The 21,440-nt window shown below is 67.3% G+C and carries 17 protein-coding genes and 4 pseudogenes; 9 read left to right on the top strand and 12 right to left on the bottom strand.

Annotated elements, in window-relative coordinates; translation table 11 throughout:
• Positions 1 to 57 precede the first annotated feature (57 nt).
• From ACFY0K_RS43865 to ACFY0K_RS43845, 5 genes and pseudogenes are all read right to left on the bottom strand, one after another.
• Positions 58 to 364, bottom strand: a pseudogene (locus ACFY0K_RS43865) (IS5/IS1182 family transposase); the annotation flags it as partial.
• 527 nt (positions 365 to 891) lie between these two features.
• Positions 892 to 1,740, bottom strand: a complete 849-nt coding sequence (locus ACFY0K_RS43860; RefSeq protein ID WP_382729525.1) for a phosphatase PAP2 family protein — start codon at positions 1,738 to 1,740, stop codon at positions 892 to 894.
• 572 nt (positions 1,741 to 2,312) lie between these two features.
• Positions 2,313 to 2,939 carry a sigma-70 family RNA polymerase sigma factor gene (locus ACFY0K_RS43855; RefSeq protein ID WP_390644634.1) on the bottom strand — a complete coding sequence of 209 codons (627 nt, stop codon included), beginning with the start codon at positions 2,937 to 2,939 and terminating at the stop codon, positions 2,313 to 2,315.
• Between the two features lie 28 nt (positions 2,940 to 2,967).
• Positions 2,968 to 3,435, bottom strand: a complete 468-nt coding sequence (locus tag ACFY0K_RS43850; RefSeq protein WP_390644633.1) for a hypothetical protein — start codon at positions 3,433 to 3,435, stop codon at positions 2,968 to 2,970.
• A gap of 776 nt (positions 3,436 to 4,211) precedes the next feature.
• Complete coding sequence (locus ACFY0K_RS43845; RefSeq protein ID WP_390644632.1) at positions 4,212 to 5,060, bottom strand: helix-turn-helix domain-containing protein; 849 nt, start codon at positions 5,058 to 5,060, stop codon at positions 4,212 to 4,214.
• Positions 5,061 to 5,827: 767 nt separating this feature from the next.
• Between ACFY0K_RS43845 and ACFY0K_RS43840 the strand changes: the two genes are divergently transcribed.
• Positions 5,828 to 6,127, top strand: coding sequence for a helix-turn-helix domain-containing protein (locus ACFY0K_RS43840; protein ID WP_390644631.1), 300 nt, complete (start codon positions 5,828 to 5,830; stop codon positions 6,125 to 6,127).
• Positions 6,128 to 6,524: 397 nt separating this feature from the next.
• Here ACFY0K_RS43840 and ACFY0K_RS43835 read toward each other — a convergent pair whose 3' ends face one another.
• Positions 6,525 to 6,926, bottom strand: a complete 402-nt coding sequence (locus ACFY0K_RS43835) for an SsgA family sporulation/cell division regulator (RefSeq protein WP_390644630.1) — start codon at positions 6,924 to 6,926, stop codon at positions 6,525 to 6,527.
• A 288-nt stretch (positions 6,927 to 7,214) separates the two neighbouring features.
• The gene (locus ACFY0K_RS43830; protein ID WP_390644629.1) at positions 7,215 to 7,646 is read right to left on the bottom strand and encodes a hypothetical protein; all 432 of its coding nucleotides are present in this window, start codon (positions 7,644 to 7,646) and stop codon (positions 7,215 to 7,217) included.
• Between the two features lie 631 nt (positions 7,647 to 8,277).
• Between ACFY0K_RS43830 and ACFY0K_RS43825 the strand changes: the two are divergent.
• Positions 8,278 to 8,791, top strand: a pseudogene (locus ACFY0K_RS43825) (transposase); the annotation flags it as partial.
• 192 nt (positions 8,792 to 8,983) lie between these two features.
• On the opposite strand, the gene ACFY0K_RS43820 reads toward ACFY0K_RS43825, so the two are convergent.
• The gene (locus tag ACFY0K_RS43820) at positions 8,984 to 10,015 is read right to left on the bottom strand and encodes an IS110 family transposase (protein ID WP_390644628.1); all 1,032 of its coding nucleotides are present in this window, start codon (positions 10,013 to 10,015) and stop codon (positions 8,984 to 8,986) included.
• Between the two features lie 361 nt (positions 10,016 to 10,376).
• On the opposite strand from ACFY0K_RS43820, the pseudogene ACFY0K_RS43815 reads away from it, so the two are divergent.
• Positions 10,377 to 11,446, top strand: a pseudogene (locus tag ACFY0K_RS43815) (IS110 family transposase).
• Positions 11,447 to 11,506: 60 nt separating this feature from the next.
• Here the strand turns inward: ACFY0K_RS43815 and ACFY0K_RS43810 are convergent.
• The 3 genes from ACFY0K_RS43810 to ACFY0K_RS43800 form a co-directional block, all read right to left on the bottom strand.
• Positions 11,507 to 12,058, bottom strand: a complete 552-nt coding sequence (locus ACFY0K_RS43810) for an OsmC family protein (RefSeq protein WP_388938458.1) — start codon at positions 12,056 to 12,058, stop codon at positions 11,507 to 11,509.
• A 145-nt stretch (positions 12,059 to 12,203) separates the two neighbouring features.
• On the bottom strand, positions 12,204 to 12,551 hold the full coding sequence (locus tag ACFY0K_RS43805; RefSeq protein ID WP_382729506.1) for a carboxymuconolactone decarboxylase family protein: 348 nt from the start codon (positions 12,549 to 12,551) through the stop codon (positions 12,204 to 12,206).
• Between the two features lie 46 nt (positions 12,552 to 12,597).
• Complete coding sequence (locus ACFY0K_RS43800; protein ID WP_390644627.1) at positions 12,598 to 13,386, bottom strand: SDR family NAD(P)-dependent oxidoreductase; 789 nt, start codon at positions 13,384 to 13,386, stop codon at positions 12,598 to 12,600.
• Between the two features lie 359 nt (positions 13,387 to 13,745).
• Here ACFY0K_RS43800 and ACFY0K_RS43795 point away from each other — a divergent pair, with 359 nt between their 5' ends.
• Positions 13,746 to 14,681, top strand: a complete 936-nt coding sequence (locus ACFY0K_RS43795) for a LysR family transcriptional regulator (protein ID WP_382729502.1) — start codon at positions 13,746 to 13,748, stop codon at positions 14,679 to 14,681.
• A gap of 340 nt (positions 14,682 to 15,021) precedes the next feature.
• Positions 15,022 to 15,906 (top strand): DMT family transporter, encoded by an 885-nt coding sequence (locus ACFY0K_RS43790; protein ID WP_390644626.1) that lies wholly within the window; start codon positions 15,022 to 15,024, stop codon positions 15,904 to 15,906.
• A 191-nt stretch (positions 15,907 to 16,097) separates the two neighbouring features.
• Here the strand turns inward: ACFY0K_RS43790 and ACFY0K_RS43785 are convergent.
• Positions 16,098 to 16,194, bottom strand: a pseudogene (locus ACFY0K_RS43785) (IS5/IS1182 family transposase); the annotation flags it as partial.
• A 481-nt stretch (positions 16,195 to 16,675) separates the two neighbouring features.
• Between ACFY0K_RS43785 and ACFY0K_RS43780 the strand changes: the two are divergent.
• The 4 genes from ACFY0K_RS43780 to ACFY0K_RS43765 are packed head-to-tail and all read left to right on the top strand — an operon-like array spanning position 16,676 to position 20,265.
• Positions 16,676 to 17,863: a CE1758 family FMN-dependent luciferase-like monooxygenase gene (locus ACFY0K_RS43780; RefSeq protein ID WP_390644625.1), complete on the top strand. Its 1,188-nt coding sequence runs from the start codon at positions 16,676 to 16,678 to the stop codon at positions 17,861 to 17,863.
• Entirely contained in the window at positions 17,863 to 18,345 is a 483-nt protein-coding gene (locus ACFY0K_RS43775) for a MarR family winged helix-turn-helix transcriptional regulator (RefSeq protein ID WP_390644624.1), read from the top strand. The genes ACFY0K_RS43780 and ACFY0K_RS43775 overlap by 1 nt, the downstream gene beginning before the upstream one ends.
• Positions 18,342 to 19,070, top strand: coding sequence for a CE1759 family FMN reductase (locus ACFY0K_RS43770; RefSeq protein ID WP_382729494.1), 729 nt, complete (start codon positions 18,342 to 18,344; stop codon positions 19,068 to 19,070). Before ACFY0K_RS43775 ends, ACFY0K_RS43770 begins: the two co-directional genes overlap by 4 nt.
• A 58-nt stretch (positions 19,071 to 19,128) precedes the next feature.
• On the top strand, positions 19,129 to 20,265 hold the full coding sequence (locus ACFY0K_RS43765) for a flavin-containing monooxygenase (protein ID WP_390644623.1): 1,137 nt from the start codon (positions 19,129 to 19,131) through the stop codon (positions 20,263 to 20,265).
• The last annotated feature ends 1,175 nt before the right edge of the window (positions 20,266 to 21,440 follow it).

The raw sequence follows: 21,440 nt of genomic DNA, 5'->3' as shown, positions 1-21,440 counted from the left end.
GCTCCACGTGCTCGACCACCCCGTCCACGGCCTGTTCAACGGCCTGCCGCGGCAGAAGATGACGGTGGCGCGCCGCTCGTAGCAGCAGGCGAGGCGGTAGAAGGCGTTCTGCCAAGCCTGGGTGCGTTCGGGTTCTCAACGCTGACTGGCCAGGATCGTGCCGTATCGCCATTGTGCGCGACGCAACCGTGCAGGCCGCGCTCGTCAAGCAGGGCGCGGGTCTCGGCCTGGGTCGTAGCCGGCGTCCAGGTGCGCAGTGATGCCGCCGGGCAATGGTTCCAGGTCGTCCAGGCGGTCCAAGTCGCAGCGAGCAGCGGGGAATTTGGCGATTGGCACCAGCCAGGACACGACCCAGCGCAATGCCGAGGTCCTGCTCGCCGACAGCCGGGTGGAGTTCCTCTGCGCTCAGGAGGAACCCCACCCGGCCCGGGTGCGCCGCACCGTCCCCACGATGCGGCGCGAACAGGCCGTCGTCCGGTCATCCCACGGACAGCGACCTGGGCCTTACGTCAATCCGAGCCGGAGAGGCACCGCCACGTCGACGAAGCATGTGCGGTACTCCTCATCCGCCTACCGTCTCTCCAGGACCGGGCAGAGGCGTGCCGTACCTGTCAGCTGTGCGGGGATGTATTCCGACGCCGGATGGTCGGCGGGCACCTCTCCGCGCTCCGCGCCGCGCCGGACGGCCTTCTGCAGGGTGTCGGTCTCGGGTTCGGGTCTGCACCTGCTTGGTGTCGCGGCGGAGCCACTCGGCCGCGGACCCCACCGCCGCGCGCAGCTCTCCGACGAGCGAACGGGGATCGACGCTTGCATAAGAGGCACCGATCGGCCCTGATGGCAGCACACGGCCACACGCCGGGGGTCTCGACGAGGTGGGGAGATCCACTGTGGTCAGCCTCTTCGCAGCGGCACAAGGACCGGAGGTGACAGCTCGTCTTGGTCCTGCTCCGTGGGCCGGTGCCGACGCGTGGCCAGGGCTTGAAGACGTCCTGCCACATACCAGCTCAGTTGCGCCAGGACCGCGCCCGCAAACGCATCGAGCACATAGTGATTGGCGGTCAGGACGACCGTGGCGTCCATGGACACGGTGAGCGCCACAGCCAGGACACGCAGCCAGATCGTCCTGGTGGCGGCGAGGATCGCCAGCGTCATGAGCAGGTTCCAGCCGACGTGGAGACTGGGCATCGCCGCGTACTGGTTGGTGAAGGCGGGCGGCTGCAGCACCCGGTAGGCGTGGGACTGTTCGGTGACGGTGTCGGTCATACCCAGGGCCGCCAGCCGGGGCGGGGCCACCGGGAACACGGCGAAGGCGACGAGACCGACCGCCCCGGAGAGCAGCATCGCGCAGGCCGCCCTTACGTACAGCTCCGGGTGCCGGGACAACAACCAAATCAGGGTGAGAGCGATAACCGGCCAGTGGCCGAAGATGTAAATCCAGTTGAGGATTCGAGTGATGGCCTGGTCGTTGACCACCAGGCTCTGCACGGTGGGCTCCCAGTCAAGGTGCAGGCCCCGCTCGGCCGCCTCGACTCGTGCGGCGTCGTGCAACGCCGTGACCTGCGAGCTGTCTGTCAGTCCTCTGACACCGAAGTAGCCGAGGACGGCCCCTATGACGATACCGATCCGCAGGACGATGCGGGATGAGGCTCCCGACGGCCGCGACAGACGTGGTGAACGACCCAGCAAAGCCCTGGACACCGCGCAGCGGGGGCGCCGCGCGCAGAACGCGACCACCCTCATCGCGTGTCCTCAACAATGTGGCGGCTGCCTTGGACGCCCGCGTGGTGTCCGCTCCAGGCGTCGGTGACGTACTCCCTGAGGGCACGTACGTGCGGTGCCGAGGCCTGGCGGGAGGACGGCAGACCGTCATCGGTCAGCAGCGGGCATCGCTTGCTCACCGTATGCACGACCGACAGCGGCACGAGGAGCTGCGCGCTGGTTCTACGGTGCGATGCAGCGGCACCAGGTGCCGCTGCGGCCAGGGGTCCCATGTTCGCCTTACCTGATTGGTGGTTCAATTTCGCAGAAGTTACGTGAGTCTGTGTTGCCGCTGGCTGCTCGAGCCCGAGCCGCAGCGGGAGCAGCTGGCAGGGCGTGCAGCCTTCCCTGCGCTCCGCCCATGCGCGGATCGTGCGGCTTTTGCCACCTATTCGCCCTGAGGTCTTGCGGTGACGCCGCCGTCCTCACTCCAGCCTGTCGACCGGCAAGATCAACCCGATCCGGGAGTTTCTGCACGTGCGGACACATGCGGACCGCGGTCCAGCCGCGACGGAACGACGGTGCAGGCTCCACCCACGCGCGGATTCCACGCCTCACGGCGCAGCCGAGTCTCCGACAGAGCCCTTGCCCGTGCGACTGAGAAGACCGCGTCGGCGAGCGGCGTCGGTGAGCAGCCCCCGCAGACATCGTCGCCCGTAGTGCAACCGGGACCGCACGGTGCTGGAGGGGACGCGGAGGATCTCCGCGATCTCCATGTGAGAGAACTCCTCAACATCAGCCAGGTGTACAACGATGGCGAGCTTTCGCGGGAGTTGCCGAAGCGCAGCTTTCACCTCATGGTCTGGCAGCCGGCCCAAAGCCTGCGCCTGAGCGGTCTGGGAAACCCGCAACGTGGAGTGCGTTGGTTCCGGCAACCGGCCGACGGGGCGTCCCGGCAGGGAGCTTGAGCGCACGGGGGGCTGCGGCTCACCACAAGCATCGAGCGAGGTGTCGGCCAAGACCTGGAACAGCCACATCCTCAGATTTGTCGTCCAAGCGAATGACCCGAAGGCGTCGAACGCCCTCCGATAGGTCTCCTGAATCAGGTCCTCGGCATCACCGCGGTCGCGGGTCATCTGCACTGCCGCCGCGTACAACTGGTCGATGAATGGCGTGGCCACGCGCTCGAAGAGCACTACGAGTTCGGCTGGATCCGGCGCAGCGGTGACAGAGCCGTTCACAGCGCCAGCGTTTTGCGTAGTGGCGGTCTCAGGACGGTACCCGGCTCACTGCTGCCTTTCCTGGGCCGTGGAGAGCGGCAGGGCGGCGATGCCGTCCTTGGCCGGAAAGCCAGAGGTTCGGCACACGGTCCACCGCTGCTCGCCCGCGATGCCGGCCCCGTGACAGGACGGTGCCGCGCACGACGATGGCGATCATCAGGTTCCGTGGGTCGGCGGAGTAGTCCTGGGTGAGTGGGAACTCTCCCGCGTAGCTGTTGTTTTTCAGGACGAAGGCGAGGCGGCCGGTGTCTGCGGTCGCGGCCGTGACGCCTCTTTCGGTCTGGGACTCATCGGTAGCCTCGGAGACTACGGGCTCGGCCAAGTCGCCAGCGGCTTCGACCAGCCGGACGGTTTCCTGCAGGGTCTCGGCTGTGCCGTCGGGCACTCCTGCCTGCGCCTGCCGCAGCACCTTGCCCCTGCTGTCGTGAATCCACGATCGCATCGGCCTGATGTTCATCAGTCTGACTCCTCGCCTTCGGTTCAACTGCTTGCCTTATGACGATGCAGGCCAGGTATCGGTGGTGGAACGCCAGGCTGATCCCCGTCCCCGCAGGGCGGGGCTGCCGCTTGTTGGGCACCACATCGTGTCGCCCGGCGACGCAGACTCCTTGACCGCTTGCCTGAGAGCTTCGTGCGTGAGCGAGTGAGGCGACGTGCGTGACGTCAGCCGGGCAGATAGGGGGCCGCGGGCAAGTCGGCCAATGTCCATGAGGCCGAAAAGGCCGTCCGCTCGATGCCGCAGCCCACGAAAGACTCCCCCGCCCTGCGAGGACGGGGATCAGCCCGGGGTTCCACCGCCGGTGCCTGGCCTGCATCGTCATTGGGCAAGCAGGCGAACCGAGGGCGAGGAGGTATGCCGGTGCGACTGAGCCGGCCTCGGGACGGATCCACACGCGATCGTGCGGGCCCCCAACTCGGCCGCCTGCATCCGTACCGACTCCCTGACGAGCCGAAGTCAGTAACGACCTCAGCCCGTCCGGTGGAAAGATGGTTTGCCGACCTCACCCACACGAGCCTCCGGGATAACGTCCACCGCTCCGTCCAAGCCCTCGAACGTGACATCCAAGCCTGACCCGCAGACCTGGAACACACCCGCGGCCGTTCATCTGCACGAAGACCACCGAAGACCGCCGCCGAGATCCTCGACAAAGTCGCCAAGTGCTGCCGCGGCCAGGGCTGACCTGCTTCGGGTTGGCGAGGCGATTCCGCTGAGGGCCCGCTCACGGCTCGCGGTCAGCCCGGAGCAGGGGCATTGATGGCGGACGCGGTCCCCTCATCGGCCGGGATCAACATCTGGAGCCATTGACCCGCCTCCCCGACGAGGAGCACCTCGGTAGTGATGCCCAGGATTCCGGCATCGGGGTGGGAGAAAATTGTGTCGGAAGGCTGCGTGTATTCAGCAACCGGGTGGGCAGCCCATCGCGACGTGAACTCTGGGACCAAGCCCAAGCCGTCGACCAGCGCGTGAAACTCATCAGCGCTACCCCAGTCCGGTTGGGCAGCCCGCAGCCAGCCAACCAGCTCGTCCGCCTTGGCAGCCCAGTCGCTTTGGGTGAATATCTCGCGCGCCCTGGGATTCAGGAAGTGGTAGCGAATCAAATTGGGCGATTCTTCATCCAGCACCCCCAGCGGCCTGACCAGGGCTTCCCATGTGCTGTTCCATGCCACAATGTTGCAGATCGGCCCGAACACGCTCGCCGGCATGGGCTCTAGATGGTCCAGCAGCGTACGCACCATGGGTCGTGTGTCATCGCTTACCGGACGGGGAGGCGGCAAGAGCGCGGCGCTGTGACGTTTCATGGCCAACGTCGCAAGGTGCTGCCTCTCGCTGTCGGAGAGCTGCAGCGCCTCGGCAAGCGCGGCGAGCACCGCATGTGAGGGATTGGTATCCCGGCCCTGCTCCAGCCGTTCCAGGTACTCGACACTCAAGCCGGCGAGCGCAGCGAGCTCCTCCCGCCGCAACCCAGGAGTCCGTCGCCGACCAAAGGAGGGCAAACCCACTTGTTCGGGTTTAAGTTGTTCTCGGCGTGATCGCAGAAACGACATCTCGCCTGACCTGATCTCCTCTGCGAATTCAGTCATGGGCAAACCCATCTCCCACGCCGAAGATTCCGAATCGCATGTCCACCTCACTCTTTCCAACTGGGCGCCAGTTTTGCTGTAGAAATGCCCCACAGCCAGGCTTCCCGGCAACGCTCAACACAGCGGCAATCAATGCAAACAATCGAGCTGCCCACGCGTCCCGCCCCGGTCAGAGCGGACACCCATGACCGCAGCCGCCAGATGGACGTTTCGCCCTCGGCGTCCCGGTCCACGTGACGACCTCCCGGTCCGAGCATCTCGCCCGGGACGATCGGCGAGCCGGCCTGCTGGTCCAGCAGCCGAGGCCGATCCTCGCCAACCCCAGGAAAACGGACCATTGCCGACATACTGAATACGGGGCCCGAGGCCGGATGGCCTACTGCTTTCGCATTGTGACGGGTTGGGGGTACCCGGGCGCACAGGCCAAGCCGTCCGGGCGTTCGGACCCTGCGACGGCAGGACATAAACGCCCCCTTCACGGGAGCTGCGGTTGCCGGTGGTTGCGTTCACACGATTTACGGTGCATCGAGCAAAACGAGATGTCCAGTTACTTACGCTTTGGGAACAAAGAAGGATTGCTTCATGGAGCAGGGGGACAGCAGACCTCGGTTGCGAATTCCGCGGCGGCCCTGCGGATCAGTGAGATCTGGGCTGCTCTGGCAGCCGCGTAGGCGGCGTTGGTGCGGACTCCCGCCATGCCAGCGGCCGAGGTCACGCAGCTGTCACTCGAACCGGGGGTGCGTTGGTGGAGCGTCCCTGGCTCCCTCATGGCCGCCGCCCGCAAGGCCTTCGCCGAGCAGGGCCTGAATGCTTCTCTGGAGGGCGTCGCCCGCGAGGCCAGAGCCGCGATCGGAATGCTCTACCGCCACTTCCCCAACCGGCTCGACTTGGTCGAAGAGCTGTTCGCCGCGAAGTTCCCGGAGCTGCTCGGCGCCGCCGAGAGGCCGCAGCCATGGACGACGCCTGGGAGGGGTTTTGAGGAAAGATTCTGTGAGCTGCAGGCCTGTGACAGCGCCTTCGACTACGTGGCACGGTGCGGCTGCCCGTCCACGCCCTGGGCAGGATAATGTTCGAGAGCACGGAAGAACTGGGTGCTCAGATCTTCCGCAACGCCCAGGAGCAGGGTGTCCTCCGCAACGACGTCACCCCGGAAGACATCGTCTTCGTGATCTGGTCCCAGGCCGGGATCATCCAGACCACACGCACCGTTGCCCCCACCGCCCGGCGCCGCCATTTTCACCTGTGCTCGACGCCTTCTGCGCCGAGTGCGTCCACGAGTTGCCCGAGCTCCCGCTGCCCCCCGGAGGCCGAGCGAACCCTCACCACTCTCGACCGCCCCGAGAAGGCACGGCCCGCCACCGCAGGCGAGGCCGCCGGGCAACAGGACATACAGCGGACCCGGGGGGCCGCGGTCGGCAACCGCAACCTGACGCCCAAGGGGGCGCCACCATCCAGGGCAGGCGTTCAGCTCCCCGCCAGCAACTGTGCCAGCCCGGCGTCCAGGTCGAACCGGCTGGACTCGGCCCCCGGCGGCACCACGGACCGCGTTTCGTGCAGGAAGGATTCCTCGCCCCGCGCGGGGAGTTCGAGCAGGGCCGATCCCGCAGGCGAACGAAGAGCGATGCACAGCGCCTCGCGTCCCGCGCCGCCTGTCGGCCACATCCGCACATCTGCTTGCCCGATGTGTCCGCGCAGGGCCTGAGCCAGCATGTCACGGCTGAGGAACCACTCAACCGTCCCACCCCGGCCCAGGGGATGGAAGGCGGCACGGACTACATAGGGATCATCCGCCTCGTACCGCAGTGCCACACGCATCGACACCGACACGTGTGACACGAGAAGCCGCACGGGCAGCTCGGACGCCACGGTTCGTTCCGATCTCACCTGTGCCTCACTTGCCTCTTTCCGCTCGCCGGGCACTCCGGTCGCTCCCCGTGCGCTTCGCAGCATGAGACATGGCGGCAACATGGCAGCACAGCCGGAAGGATCGGAAGACGAAACAGCGCACGCGGCCGCCGCGTGTACCCCGTTCGGCCGGGAAGCGAGCTCATCAGCCCGGGCCGACTCCGGTCCGGCCAGCGGCCATCCAACGGGACGCAACCCTCAGGCCGCGTCCTTGCGACACGTCAAGCCGACCCCGTGGCCTGGGCGGCATCAGCGGTGGTTCACGTACCACACGAACTGGTCCCAGGACCAGCGGTCGACATCGACGTCGTGCCGCCACGTCACCTCGACCCACCGGTCCCCATCCCAGACGCACAGGTGGCGACCGTCCCACCACTCTTCCCCCGTGCGGTGGTGGTGCCGGCCATGGTGGTGGTGGCCTCGACGGTCGTCGTCCGTGTACCAGCCACGGTCTCCGGCCCGGCCGTTGCCCCGTTCCCCGTAGTGACCGCTTCCGTACCCGTCGTCGCGGTAGCCGTCACGTCCGCCGTCGGTCCCGAAGACGGCGATCGAGGTCTGCGCGCGCTCTACGGACCCCGAAGCCGTCGCCGCTGACGCCGAGCCGCCGGCACCGAGAAGGGCTCCGCCTGCCATCGCCGCAGAAGCGAGAGCGATCGAGACGCGCCTGATCCACCTGTTCATAGTCATCTCCTTGTGACATGCCGCGCTTCCGCCGACCAGGCGGCCGCAGGCCATGTCCGTGATCTGCGATCCGGAAACTCCGAATCAACCGGGGACGAGCTACGAGGGATCCGGAGGGGATCCCACGTCCATCAGCCTGTCTCCCGGCCGTCGGTTCCACTGCTTGCCCTATGACAATGCAGGCCAGATACCGGCGGTGGAACACCTGGCGGATCCCCGTCCCCCTAGGGCGAGGCTGTCGCTCCATGGGCACCGGCATCGATGCTCCCCCACCGGGCTGCCGGTCTGCCGCACGGGGCACAGCACGCAGGCGCACAACGGCATACAGCAGTGCGCCGTCGCGCACAACCGACGCCTCCAGGGCTCAGGGCGGGATGGGCGAGTCGGCTGGCTCTTCCGCACGCTGTCATCACTCCATTGGTTGTTGCGCTTCTGGCGGCGGGCTGGCGGCCGCGTCGCGCGTGTGACGCGGCCGCCAGCCGGTCCGCCTAACCTGATCCTTAACGGCCGACGTCGAATAGTGCCTCGAACTTGATCGCTCGGTGCGGTAACCGCCGTACGCTAAAGCGGCCTTCGTCTGAACATGTGCTCCGGCCAAGGAACACACACGTCCAGCACGAAGGCCGTGAGGATGATCCTGCTGTATCGCGATGCCCGACAAGAGGCGTTGGCTGAACTGTCATGCTTCCGGGGCGAGTTCTACTCCTGTCTCACCGCTCGTTCGGATGCTTTGTTCGACCTGGCTGACGCCATCCTGTGCGGCGACGGGCCGGTGAGATCACTGGCCGAGCTGTCGTTGGCCGGCGAGCACCGCCGCGGTCACGGCGGGCTCTACGCCGCCGTCGCCCGTGGCCGCGTCGATACCAGCCGGCTGCAGCAGCCCTGGCCGCAATCCCACTGCCCCAGGCCGCCGACGGCAGGCCGGTCCTGACCATCGACATCACCTGCTGGCTACGCCCCGATGCCCACACCTCACCGCAGCGGATCTGTGTCACACCTACGGCCGGGGAAAGGACCAACACATCCCTGTTCCCGGCTGGCCGTACTCGATCATCTGCGCACTCGAGCCGGGTCGCAGTTCCTGGACCGCGCCTTTGGACGCGCTTCGCCTGGCCCCCGGGGACGACACTGCCACGAAAGCGGCTTGACATCAGCTGTGAATCTGTTGGGTGGCTGGTCCGGGACCGGCTGGCAGGGTTGACGTCGGTCGCCTCACCGAAGTCGTGACTCGTGACAACAGTGGCCCTCAAGGGTGCCTTGCTAGTGAACTGTCCGCCTGTGGTGGGTGGCCGGCGCCGGCCCGGCCCACCTCGGTGGCCTGATAGCGCCTCTGTGTGTCAAGCGGCTTGAGCGAGGTGGTTCTGTTGGTCTCGTTTCATGATCCGGTAGACCACGTTGGACAGGCGTCGCTTGAGAGCCCTGCGGGACTCCGAAGGCGTCTTCCCCTCAGCGATCTTGCGGAGGTAGTAGTTCTGTCCGCGCCCGCCGTCGCGAATCTGGCAGACGGCGATCGTGTGCAGCACCGAGTTCAGCGCGCGGTTGCCGCCGGTGTTGAGCCGGTGGCGGACGTTGTTGCCGCTGGAGGCATCCAGGGGTGCGCTGCCCGTGTAGCTGGCGAAGTGGTGCTCTGTCTGGAAGCGGCTGATGTCCCCGATGTGGCCGATGACCTTCGCGGCCAGTACGGTGCCCAGGCCCGGCAGGGTGGTCAGCGTGGTGTGGGTCGCGGCGAGGGCCTCGCGCATTTCGGCTTCGTTGTCCTTGACCTGCCGGTCCAGTCTGCGCAGGTCGGCCAGCAGGTCACGGGCTATGTCTCGGCGGCAGTTGTCGGTGGCCGTGACCGGCCGGATCCCCTTCATCAGGACGGCGGCCTTGTCTGCCGACAGCCCGGTGGGGGCACCGCCAGGCAGCAGATCGCGAAGGACGGCGTGGAGCCGGTTCAGGACGCGGGTGCGTTCGTGGACCAGGTCGTCTCGCCGCTCGGTCAGCAGCCGCAGGATCGTGGTCTGGTCTTCCTGGACCACGGGGCGCAGGTCATGGCGGAAGAGAGCGACCTGAGCGATGTGGAGGGCGTCTTTCGCGTCGGTTTTGCGGTCGCCGCCGGTGGCCAGCAGCCGGGCTCGCGCCGAGAGGGTGGAGGGCACATCGACGACGTTCTCGCCCGCGGCGGCCAGCTGCTGGGCGAGCGTACGGCCCAGGCCGCCGGCTCCCTCGACCGCGAAACGACGGTCGGGCCACTGCGCGCACCAGCGCATCAACTGGCCGAAGGTCCCGGCGTTGACGACGAACCGGCGCTGGGCCACCTGGTGGCCGGCGTCGACGGCGACGGCGGTGTGGGACGACTTGTGGGGATCGATGCCGATCAGGATCACAGGCTGCTGCCTTCGCACTCGATGAGACAGGAAGGAGAGTGCGGCGGGCACCCTGACTTGAAGTCACCGTGTCACCTTCATGCCTCTGTCGAGCCACACCGCGCGGGTGTCGGCCGGTGGCGGCACGCTATCAGTGAGCCAGCCCGAAGGCGGCAAGAAGCACTGCGAGCCCGTGCCGACCGACACCCTGGACGCTACGGCTGCAGACCGAGCATCTGGACTCGATTCAACAAGTCAGAAGCCTGCCCGACCCACCGGGGTCGTGGCCCGTCACAGTTCTGCCTCGAAGTGACCTCTCCCGGGCACGGCACTGGTCCACGGCGACCGGGATCACCGTCTGACGGAGAGGAACCCAGATCGCGTGGACAGCATTGTCGCCCACACACGTTCGTTCGTTATCGGCGTTGACACCCACGCCAGGACTCATACCTACGCCGTACTCGCCGCCAACGGCGGGCACCTGGGCACGGAGACCCTCCCCAACACCCACGCCGGCAGGGCCCGTGCGATCGCCTGGGCCGCACGCCGCACCGGCGGGGACCTTGGCGCCCTGTGGGTCATCGAGGGCGTCGGCAGCTACGGGGCCCAGATCGCCCGCCAGACGGCACTCCCCGGCTACCAGGTGGCCGAAGCCGCCCGTATGGGCCGCACCGGCCGGCGCGGGATCGGCAAGTCCGACCCGATCGACGCCCGACGCATCGCCGCAGCCGTACTCCCGCTCGCCGAAGAGCAATTGCGCACTCCGCGGATGGACGAGGGGGTCCGGGCGGCAGCGCAGATCCTCCTCACCGCCCGCGCCGAACTCACCGGTGAGCGGACCCGAGCCGTGAACGCCCTGACCGCCCTCGTGCGCGTCGCCGACCTCGGTATCGATGCCCGGCGTCCCCTCGGCGTGAAGAAGATCAGCGAGATCGCCCGCTGGCACCCCCGCGAGGAAGACCTTGCAACCACCATCGCCCGCACCGAAGCCGTCCGGCTCGCCAAGAGGATCCTCACCCTTGACGCCGAGCTCTCGGACAACATGAACCGGACGGGCGAGCTCGTCGACGCCAGCCCCGCCGCCGGCCTTCTCCAGGAAACCGGCATCGGTCCCGCCACCGTCCTGGTGCCTGGTCCCACCCGGGACGGGTCCGTGACGAAGCCGCTTTCGCCGCCCTCGCGGGCGTGAACCCCATACCCGCATCCTCGGGGAACACCACCCGCCACCGACTCAACCGCGGCGGCGACAGGCGTCTCAACCGGGCCCTGAACGTCATCGCCATGGTCCGCATGCTTCATCACCCCCAGACCCGCGCCTACTCCGACCGACGGGGCACAGAGGGCAAGACAGACCGTGAGGTCCGCCGCTGCCTCAAGCGATACCTCGCCCGCCGCTTCTACCGACACCTCAACAACGCCGCCGCGGCTGAATTGGGGGTTGACCGGACATAGAAGCTTCATCGGGAAGCTCCTTGGCACTTGGATCGCCGCAGTTGACGCCTGGTGCTCTACTCAGGCGAGTGTGGTGTGGACGTCGACCGGGTTGGCGAGGGTGTCGCGGATGGCCGAGCGCTTCTGAACGAGGGAGATGAGTTCCTGGAGTTGCTCGGGGGTGGCGTCGGGAGCGTCGAGGTCGACGCGCACGCGGATCTGCTGAAGGCCCGGTCGAACCGAGGGGGCGATTCCGAGGAACCCGCGCATGTCGATGTCGGCTTCGAGTTCCAGACCGATGGCCTTGAGCTCGATGCCCTGCAGGGCGGCGTGCGTGGTGATGGTGACGGTGTAGCAGCCGGCGAGCGCGTGCAGCACGTATTCAGCGGGTGTGGGTGCGGTGTCGGTGCCCAGCGACGCCGTCGGTTCGTCGCTGTGCATCGCGAACTTCGCGACGCGCGTCTCGTCGCGTTCGCCGCCCTGGTTCAGAGCACCCGTCCGCGTGGTGATGCGGTAGCCGCCCTGCCACGAACCGTCGATGGCGAATGTGGCCCGGCCGAGGCCGGGATCGGCTCGCATGGCGTCGGCGCTGTCCCGCAGGGCACGGACGTCGACCTCATTGATGTCGGTCATCGGTGTGGTCTCCTTCGTCGCATAGGGGCGGCCTGCCGTGAGCTCCGGCCGCCGTGCTCACAGCCGAGTTGCGGGGGCTGCGTCCGGGGCGCGGCGCTCACCGCAGGCCGGCAGAAGTGGTCGTCGGCATGGTTCCCATGTCAGGTCACAGAGCGTTGTTCTGCTCGGCCTGGTCGAAGAACTTCATGGCCATGAAGCCGTGCGCGTATCCACCGCCCGCGCGCAGTGCCGCGGCGATCATGACGGTTTCCGCCAGTTCTTGCTGGGTGGCGCCTGCGGAGTGTGCGGCCTTGGTGTGTGCCTCGATGCAGTAGGCGCACTGGGTGGTCAACGCCACGGCCACGGCCATGAGTTCGGTGTGCTTGGGCGAAATGACCTTGTCGCTGCCACGCAGGACCTGGTTGTCGAAGGCCATGAACGCCTTGAAGGCTTCCGGGGCGCCGGCGCGGATGTGCTTGGCGTACTGGTGGTCGGTGTGTTCGTGGTAGGACACGGCGTGCTCCTTTGCTGTCGGCTGGTGAGCGGGGTGGGAGGACCGGTCAGTACTTGTTGCGTCCGGCCCGGACGCCGCCGTCGACGTCCCAGGTGGCGCCGGTGACCCAGTCGGCCTGGTCGGAGAGGAGCAAGGCGATGGCGGGAGCGACGTCCTCGGGGTTTCCGACGCGGCCGATGGGGTGGAAGGAGTTGAGGGATTCGAGCATGGCGGGGATCTCGTCCTTCGGCATGAACGCCTCGTAGATCGGGGTGCGCACCACGGCCGGGGCGACGGTGTTGACGCGGATGCCGTACGGGGCCAGCTCCATGGCCAGGTGCTGGGTGAGGGAGTGCAGGCCGGCCTTGGCCACGGAGTACGCCGAGGACGGCGTGGCGGCCATGGCCTGGTGCGCCAGCATGCCACCGATGTTGACGACGGCTCCCTTGCTGCCGCGGGCGATCATGTTGCTGGCGACGGTCTGGGTGATGAAGTAGAAGGCCCGAGTGATGGCCTGGTAGCGGTCGTAGTCCTCCTCGGTGTGCGCGAGGAAGGTCTTTGGCTCGAAGACGCCTGCGGCGTTGACGAGCAGCGTGGCATCGGCGTGCTGCTCGGTCAGCGTGTCGCGCAGGCGGTCCACGGAGGCGGGGTCGAACAGGTCGACGGCCAGTCCGACCGCTTTCCCGTAGAAAGCCAGTTCGGCCACCGCCTTTGCGGCGCTGGCTTCGGACCGGCCGGTCACGACGGCGTTGCCGCCGCCCTCGAGGACACGGCGGGCGGAAGCCAGCCCCATGCCGCTGGTACCGCCGATCACGACGACCTTCCGCCCGGTGAAATCGAAAGCGTTGGTGGGCATGGTTCTCTCCTGAATCTGGTGGCTTTGCAAGTTGGTGGCCGGGGGCGGGACACGACGGCCGGCGTACTCGAGGTGGCGTCGCCGGATCCACCGGTGGGGTCCGTTCGCCGGAACAGGCCAGGCCTGCCGCACTGGAGCGGATGTGGCCCGGAAACCGCAGAAGCGGTGTGGGTGTTTGTCCCCTTACGCCACACAATGCGGTAATACAGGACTAAGGTCCAGTTAGTGGTTTTTTACCCATGCGTAAGTTGGGCTGAACCGATCTGCTGAGGCCCCCATCCCGGCGATGTCCTCGACCGTAGATCGCCCCGCGCAGCTCCGGTAGAGGATCTTTGGTGATGCAGATATAGCTTTTGGCTATGCCCAGGAAAGGGAGAGGCGTGAATATCGAGGCGCTGCGCTACGCCCAGGCCGTCTTTCGAACGGAGTCCTTCAGTGCGGCAGCACGGGCTTACGGCGTGACGCAACCAGCGCTGTCCAACGGCGTCGCACGGCTGGAGAAAGAGCTGGGCGTGAAGCTCTTCGACCGCTCACCCCGCGGCGTGAGGCCCACCGAGCACGGCGCACGGATTCTGCCCCTGATCGACCATGCTCTCGGCTCTCTCGACATGCTGGCCGCCCAGGCCCAGCGGCTGGCCGGCCCGGCCGTCGAAACGATTCGCATGGGTGTGTCACCCCTGGTCGGAGCGGAACTCGTCGCCCGCGCCTTCGACGCGGCCCGCAGTCTGGTGCCCCCGCGTGATCTCGTCCTGAGGGAGGCGGACCTCGATCCGCTGCGCAGTGACCTGCAGGCGGGCCGCCTGGACATCGTCCTCGTCCCCGCCGTGCCCGGCATGCCTGCCATGCGCCATCATGTCGTCGCCCGGGAACCGATAGTCGTGATCGACCCTGCCGCCGTCGCGGCCGACAGTCCGGTCGAGCTGGAGGACGCGACAGACGCCGCCTACATCCTTGGGCCTCCCACCTGCGGACTGACCACTTTCACCACCGAACTCTTCCGCAGCCACGACCTGGCGCTGCGCGCGTATCCGGGTGAAGCCGCCAGCTTCCGCGCGGTCGACGAGTGGGCAGCCATGGGCCTCGGGGCCGCGCTCCTACCCCGCTCCAAGGTCACGCACGAGCACGCCGGCTGCCGTCCCCTGCTCCGGGCCGGGAAACCCGTCGAGATCGCCTATGAAGCCGTCTGGGACTGCGACACACCCCTCGGCGCCGACCTGGAGGACTTCGTCATCGCACTGACCGGGGAGAACGCCCTCGGCCGTACGAACATCACCTCCCGAACGTCCGAGGGGTAAGCAGAGGTAATGGCTCCGTGGGCGGGCAGGAAGCGAGGCGGGCCATAAGCCGCGCTTCTGGCCGGCCTCACTGCGTGCGACAGGCCTCCAGCAGCCGCAGCCAGACCTCGCTGATCGTCGGGAAGGCACGTACGGCATGCCGGAGCCGGTTGAGGGGCACCTCGCCGACGGCAGCGACGGTGGCCGAGTGCAGATGTTCTCCAACGCCCGGCCCGCAGGCAGGCGCCAAGCGGGACCCAGACGCCAGGCGGGCCGCTTCCGAAATACGTAAGCAATCCTTATTGGTAGTCCAAGAACAAGTAACTGGATCTTTGTCATTGGGCGGGGCATCGTCGTTCCCATGAGCAGCAGCACCGGCAGCCGCAGCTTCCTCGCCCTGGCAGGGGTCGTCGTCCTCTGGGCCTCGGCTTTTCCGGCCATCCGCGTCGGGGTCGACGGCCTCGGAGTGGCCGGACTGTCCTTGCTGAGGCTGGCCATTGCCTCCGTCGTCCTGACAGCGGTGGCACCCTTGCTCGGCGTTCGGCGTCCGCGGCGCAGCGACCTGCCGTTGATCGCCCTTGCCGGGGCTACCGGCATGACCGGCTACCAGGTGCTGCTCAACTGGGGCGAGGTGCACGTGTCCGCCGGCACCGCCAGCATGCTCATCTCCATCGCCCCCGTCTTCAGCCTTCTGCTGGGCAGGGCGTTCCTGTCCGAAGCACTGACACGCCTCGTGATCATCGGCAGCGGCGTCGCGCTCGGAGGGTGTGTGGTCGTCGCGCTGGGAGGCGGCTCCACGGGATTTTCTCTCAATGCGCTCGCGGTCCTGGCGGCCGCCGTCGTGCAGGGGGCGTACCACTGCGTGTCCAAGCCTCTCCTGCTCCGCTACAGCGGTGTCGAGGTCGCGACGTATGCGATGGCGGCAGGGACGGTCTTCGCGTTGCCGCTGCTTCCAGCGACAGTGGGTGCCGTCGCCAGTGCCTCGTCGGCAGCGCTCGTCTCGGTGGCGTACCTCGGCCTGCTGCCCTCCGCCGTGGGATTCGTGATCTGGGGCTATGCCGTGGCCCGGCTGCCGCTCGCCGTCTCCACCGGCGCCCTCTACCTGGTGCCGCCCGTCGCACTGGTCGTCGCATTCGTGTGGCTGTCCGAGGTTCCCCATCTGCTCGAAGTGGCGGGCGGCGCCGTCGTCATCAGCGGCGTGGTGCTGCTCAACCAACGTTCCCGCACGACCATTCAAGAGGAGTGACGGATGCCAGACGCTGACATATCCCAAGCGGACGACTGAGACCCTCCACAGATGACAGACGAGGATTACCCTGACCTGCTCTGTGGGTCTGTCAATAGTCCACCGGTCAGCTCACCTCGCCAGCCGGCAGCAGCAGACGAGGGTGCAGGCGACACCCGCGAAGGCTAGAAAGTGGCTGGCCTCGCCTTCGCAACGGCGATGCAGACGCCGGCAACCCGCTAGCCAGGCCATGGTGCGCTCGAAGGTCCAGCGATGACGTCCCAGCCCCTTGGAAGACTCGATGCCCCCCTGCGGACGATGCGGTGCCGGATACCACACTGACGTAACCATCAGACCCGACCGACCGCGGTACCGCCGGTGCATGAAGGCAGACTTTCCCATGGGCTTGTCAGGCTGTGCTCGCGGCGGGTTGTGCGGGTTCGAAGCGGCGTCCGTCTCGGCGTAGAGCTCATAGGGCGTCGACATGTCACCGGGACGAGGACCAAGTCGGCCGAAGAGCAGCGTTCCCCTCGGGGCGGTGTGCGGAGCCTTCGTCCGTCTCGCCAGCGCCCCTTGTCCGCGGTCGCCGCTCCGCTGTCGATGCGGGCCGTCTCGCTAGGTGTCTGCAGTCCGGCAGGGACACGGACGCCCTCGGCAGTGCCGAGGTGCCCGAGCCCCCGTACGAGCCATGGCGGGGATCACAGCGCTGCTGGTCGGCCCCAGGGGGAATACATGCTCAGTCATGTTGTTTGATTTGCATGCGAAGTCATGTATCAGCAAGGAGAACACCGTGCAGTTCGGCATCTTCGGGGTCGGTGACATCTCGCCCGACCCGACCACGGGACACACCCAGAGCGAGGCGGAGCGGATCAGTAACCTGATCAAGATCGCCCGGCGGGCCGACGAGGTGGGCCTCGATGTCTTCGCGCTGGGCGAGCACCACAATCCACCGTTCGTGATGTCCTCGCCGCCGGCCCTCCTCGCCCACATCGCGGCACTGACGGACCGGATCATTCTGAGCACCGCGGTGACCCTGATCACGACCAACGACCCGGTGAAGATCGCCGAGGACTACGCGATGGTGCAGCACGTCGCCAAGGGGCGGCTGGACCTGATGCTCGGCCGCGGGAACACCGTGCCCGTGTATCCGTGGTTCGGGAAGGACATCCGCCAGGGTGTCCCCCTTGCCCTGGAGAACTACAACCTGCTTCACCGGCTGTGGCGCGAGGACGTGATCGACTGGGAAGGAAAGTTCCGCACCCCGCTGCAGGGCTTCACCTCCACCCCGCGTCCGCTGGACGACGTCCCGCCGTTCGTGTGGCACGGCTCGATCCGCAGCCCTGAGACGGCCGAGCAGGCGGCGTACTACGGCAACGGGTTCTTCGCCAACCACGTCCTGGCCCCGAACTTCCATTTCAAGCCGATCGTCGAGCTCTACCGGCGGCGGTACGAGCACTACGGCCACGGCACCGCCGAGCAGGCCATCGTCGGGCTGGGCGGCCAGGCGTTCGTCGCCAGGCGCTCCCAGGACGCGGTCAACACCTATCGGCCCTATTTCGAGAACTACCCGATCTTCCGCGGCTCGAAGCTGGAGGACTACATGGCGGGCACGCCGCTGACCGTCGGCAGCCCGCAGGAGGTGATCGAGAAGGTCCTCACCTTCCAGGAGGGCTTCGGGGACTACCAACGCCAGCTCTTCTCGGTCGACGCCCTCGGCCTGCCCCTCGACGTGGCGTTGGAACAGGTCGAACTGCTGGGCACTGAGGTGGTGCCCGTGCTGCGCAAGGAGATGGCGGCCCGCCGCAAGCCCGGTGTCCCCGACGCTCCGACGCACGCTTCCCTGGTCAGGGCGAAGTACGGCGACGCCGAGCCGCGTCAGCCGCGGCCGAACCCGAACCGGGGCGACAACCTGTCGGGCACCTCGCCGTACCAGGACAGCGACCCGGCCGTCGAAGCCAGCTTCCCGGCGGCGTTCTGATGGCCGGCGTCAGCCGACTGGCAAACGAGGCATGGGAGGCGATGTTCCGGGCCCAGGCAACCCTCGCGCGCGAGTTCGAGTACGAGGGCGACTGGGGTGGCTTCCCGCCGCGCGAGTACGGCGTGCTCTACGCGCTGGCCGGAGCGAGGGACGGCTTGCGGATCACCGACCTGATCGACGACGCTCTGCTCACCCAGGCGGGGGTGTCCCGGCTCGTCGCCCGCCTGGAGAAGCGGGGGCTCGTCGAACGGCGGCCCGATCCCGACGACGCCCGCGCCTGCCGCATCGTTCTCACCGCCGAAGGCCGTGAAGTGCAACAGCGCCTCGGCCGCACCCACGCGCGGCATGTCACGACCGCGATGACCCGGGCCCTGAGCCGCGAACAACTGGAGACGCTGCGCGAGCTCGGCCGCACACTTCTCGCCGCGGCCCCGGCCACCGCCGACCACCCCACGAAAGCACCCGCGAGGGACACTCCGTGAACGACCTCACCCCCGCCGCGGCCTCGTTGACGATCGCCGTCGTCAACGCCGGCGTCAGCGATCCCTCCTCGACCCGGTTGCTCGCCGACCGCATAGCCCAAAAGACGGTCGACACGCTCGCGGCGTCGGGCACGGCAGCCACCGTGCGCTCGATCGATCTCGGTCCGCTCGCCACGGACGTCGCGCAGGGCATCGTCTCCGGCATGCTGAACCCGAAGGTGCAGTCCGCCATGGAGCTGCTCGCCCGCACCGACGCGGTCATCGCCGCCACCCCGGTCTACAAGGCGGGGATCAGCGGCCTGTTCAAGTCGTTTGCCGACCTGATCGACAACGACCTGCTCATCGCCAAACCGGTCGTCCTCGCCGCGACGGGCCAAAGCGCCCGACACGCCATGGTCGTCGACGACCAGCTCCGGCCGCTGTTCGCTTTTCTGCGCACCATCCCGGTGCCCACCTCCCTGTACGCCGCACCCGAGGACTGGGCATCGACCGACCTCGGCAAGCGCATCGCCCGAGCCGCACAAGAGCTCTCCGTCCTGCTGCGCAGCGAAGCCGGCCAGCAGATCGCTGACACCAACTGGAGCGGCTACGACCACCAGTTCAGCGGCAACGCCACGCGGGCAGAGCGATCCCTGGACGACGTCGACTTCACGACCGACCTCATGCGACTCGCCACCGGCAAAAGCGCACGCCCTCAAGGAGGTGACCAGGCCGGTGCACGTTGACGCACCCGCCCTGGACAGGGGACGGGCGGGATACAAGCGATCAGGCCGACGTGCGACGGTGGTGGTCATAGGAGGCGGACAGTCGGGGCTCTCGGCCGGCTACCACCTCAAGCGGCGCGGCTTCGCCAGCGCCCTGACCGGCCCGCACGCCTCCGACGATGACCGGACCTTCGTGGTACTCGACGCCGAATCGGCACCCGGCGGGGCGTGGCGTCACCGCTGGGAATCGCTGCGGATGGGCACCGTGAACGGCATCTTCGACCTGCCCGACTTCCCGCAACCACCCGTCGACCCCGACGAGCCCAGCCGCATGGCGGTGCCTCGCTATTTCGCCGCCTTCGAGCAGGCGACCGGCCTGCCGATCCTGCGTCCGGTCACCGTCACCTCCATACGGACCGCGGACGACCGCCCCGACGGAGAACTGGTGGTGGAGTCCAGCGCGGGGACGTGGACCACCCGGGCGGTCATCAACGCCACGGGCACATGGACAAACCCCGTCCGCCCCCACTACCCGGGGCAGGAGACCTTCACCGGCATCCAGGTGCACACCCATGACTATGTCTCGGCCGACCGGTTCGCCGGCCTGCGGGTCGCCGTCGTCGGCGGCGGCATCTCGGCACTCCAGCAACTGGAGGAGATCTCACGGGTGGCCACCACGTTCTGGTACACGCGTCGCGAACCCGTTTTCCGCGAGGGCGAGTTCGAGCGCGAGGTTGCCGGCCGTGAGATCGTCGCCAAGGTTGCCGCCGACGTCGAAGCGGGCAGACCCACCGGCAGCGTCGTCTCCTACACCGACCTGGCCTGGACCCGGTACGCGCTGGCGGCGAAGCAACGCGGGGCCCTGAAGCGTCGATCCATGTTCACCGCCATCGAACCCGACGGCGTCCGCGAGGCAGACGGTTCGTTCACGGCCCTCGACGCCATTCTGTGGGCCACGGGTTTCAAGGCCGCCCTGGCACATCTGGAGCCCCTCATGCTGCGCAACGAGCTCGGCGGGATCACCATGCGCGGCACCCAGGTGGCCGCCGAACCACGCGTGCACCTGGTCGGCTTCGGACCGTCTCAGTCCACCGTCGGCTCCAACCGCGCCGGCCGCCAAGCGGTCAACAGCCTGCTGCAGCTGTGGAACGCCACCGCACTGTCCCTTGCCAGCCCCACGGGCACGCCCGGCGAAGGACCCGAGGCCCACTCATGAAGTTGCAAGTCCCCGTCGCACTACCGAATCTCAAGAACCCTTGAAGGCTATCCCCGAAGGCAGGGGAGCCTTCAATGAGGCCGATGCGAGAAATCAAGACAAACACTAAGGCTGCCTTAACTAAGCAGTTATTAATATTGACTGGATTTCCCTAAAGTGGGGTTTTAGAGTAGTAGCAGTTAGGGCGCTGCGGGCTCCACAGAGATCGAGAAGAGTCGAATCAGGCAATGGCACAGCAAACGCCCGGTGTCCGTAGGAAGACGGACGGTATCCAATCCACGGGTAGACCTGAGCTTACGTCCTCGGCTTCGGCTTGTTCTTGCACACTAAAGGGCTGTCCCGCTGCTCCGCCTCAGGCGGTAGTGTGCCGGATGCGGCGTCCTGGCTGGTCAGTCATCGAACCGTGGGTGTTGCTGGCATGCTGATGCTTGCCTCCAGACCGCATCCGGGGCCTCTCTGCCCGAACCAACGTCGCGACAGACCAGATAGAGCGGCTCTCAGGCGACTACTACCTCTACCTGGGTGCAACCGACCGGGCGCTGCGGCGGTACCTGATCTTTGTGCGGGACGGCTGTATCCGCAGGATGCGGAGTGCGACTGCCACGGTTGTTCCTTCGGTGACGCGCGGCACGCACGCGTGGTGCTTGAGGAAGTCTTGCGCAGCCTCCTGGCCTCGGGCCGAGTCGGGCCAGCGAATGCGTGCATTGGATACCAGGTACCTGGAGCTCACGCTGCGCGGATTCCGTTCTGGGCTTGATCCGCTCTGACGGACATCGAAGATCAGGGGCTTCGACCCCGGAAGGATGATGTCCATCATGGAGAGCATGGGGAAGATGCCGCGTCCCCGCCGCTCCTTCACGCCTGAGTTCAAGGCCAAGATCGTCGAGCTGTGCTGACGCGGTGACCGCTCTGTCGGCCAGGTAGCCAAGGGCCTCGACCTGACCGAGGCCGCGGTGTGCGACTGGGTCAGGGCAGGCCGAGGTCGATGCCGGCGAGCGTGACGGCCTGACCAGCAGCGAACGCGAACAACTGGCCGCCTTGCGGCGGGAGAACCGCCGCCTACGGGAGGACGTGGGACTTCTCAAGCGGGCCACGGCTTTCTTCGCGTCAATGTCAGGCTGTTGGCGATCGGCGGGTGGACACGGGCCGAAGTCGCCTTTGGTGGTTGGTCCTTG

This window comes from Streptomyces sp. NPDC001507, from assembly GCF_042894765.1.
Lineage (GTDB): Bacteria > Actinomycetota > Actinomycetes > Streptomycetales > Streptomycetaceae > Streptomyces.
This window is presented reverse-complemented; position numbering and strand designations above follow the sequence as displayed.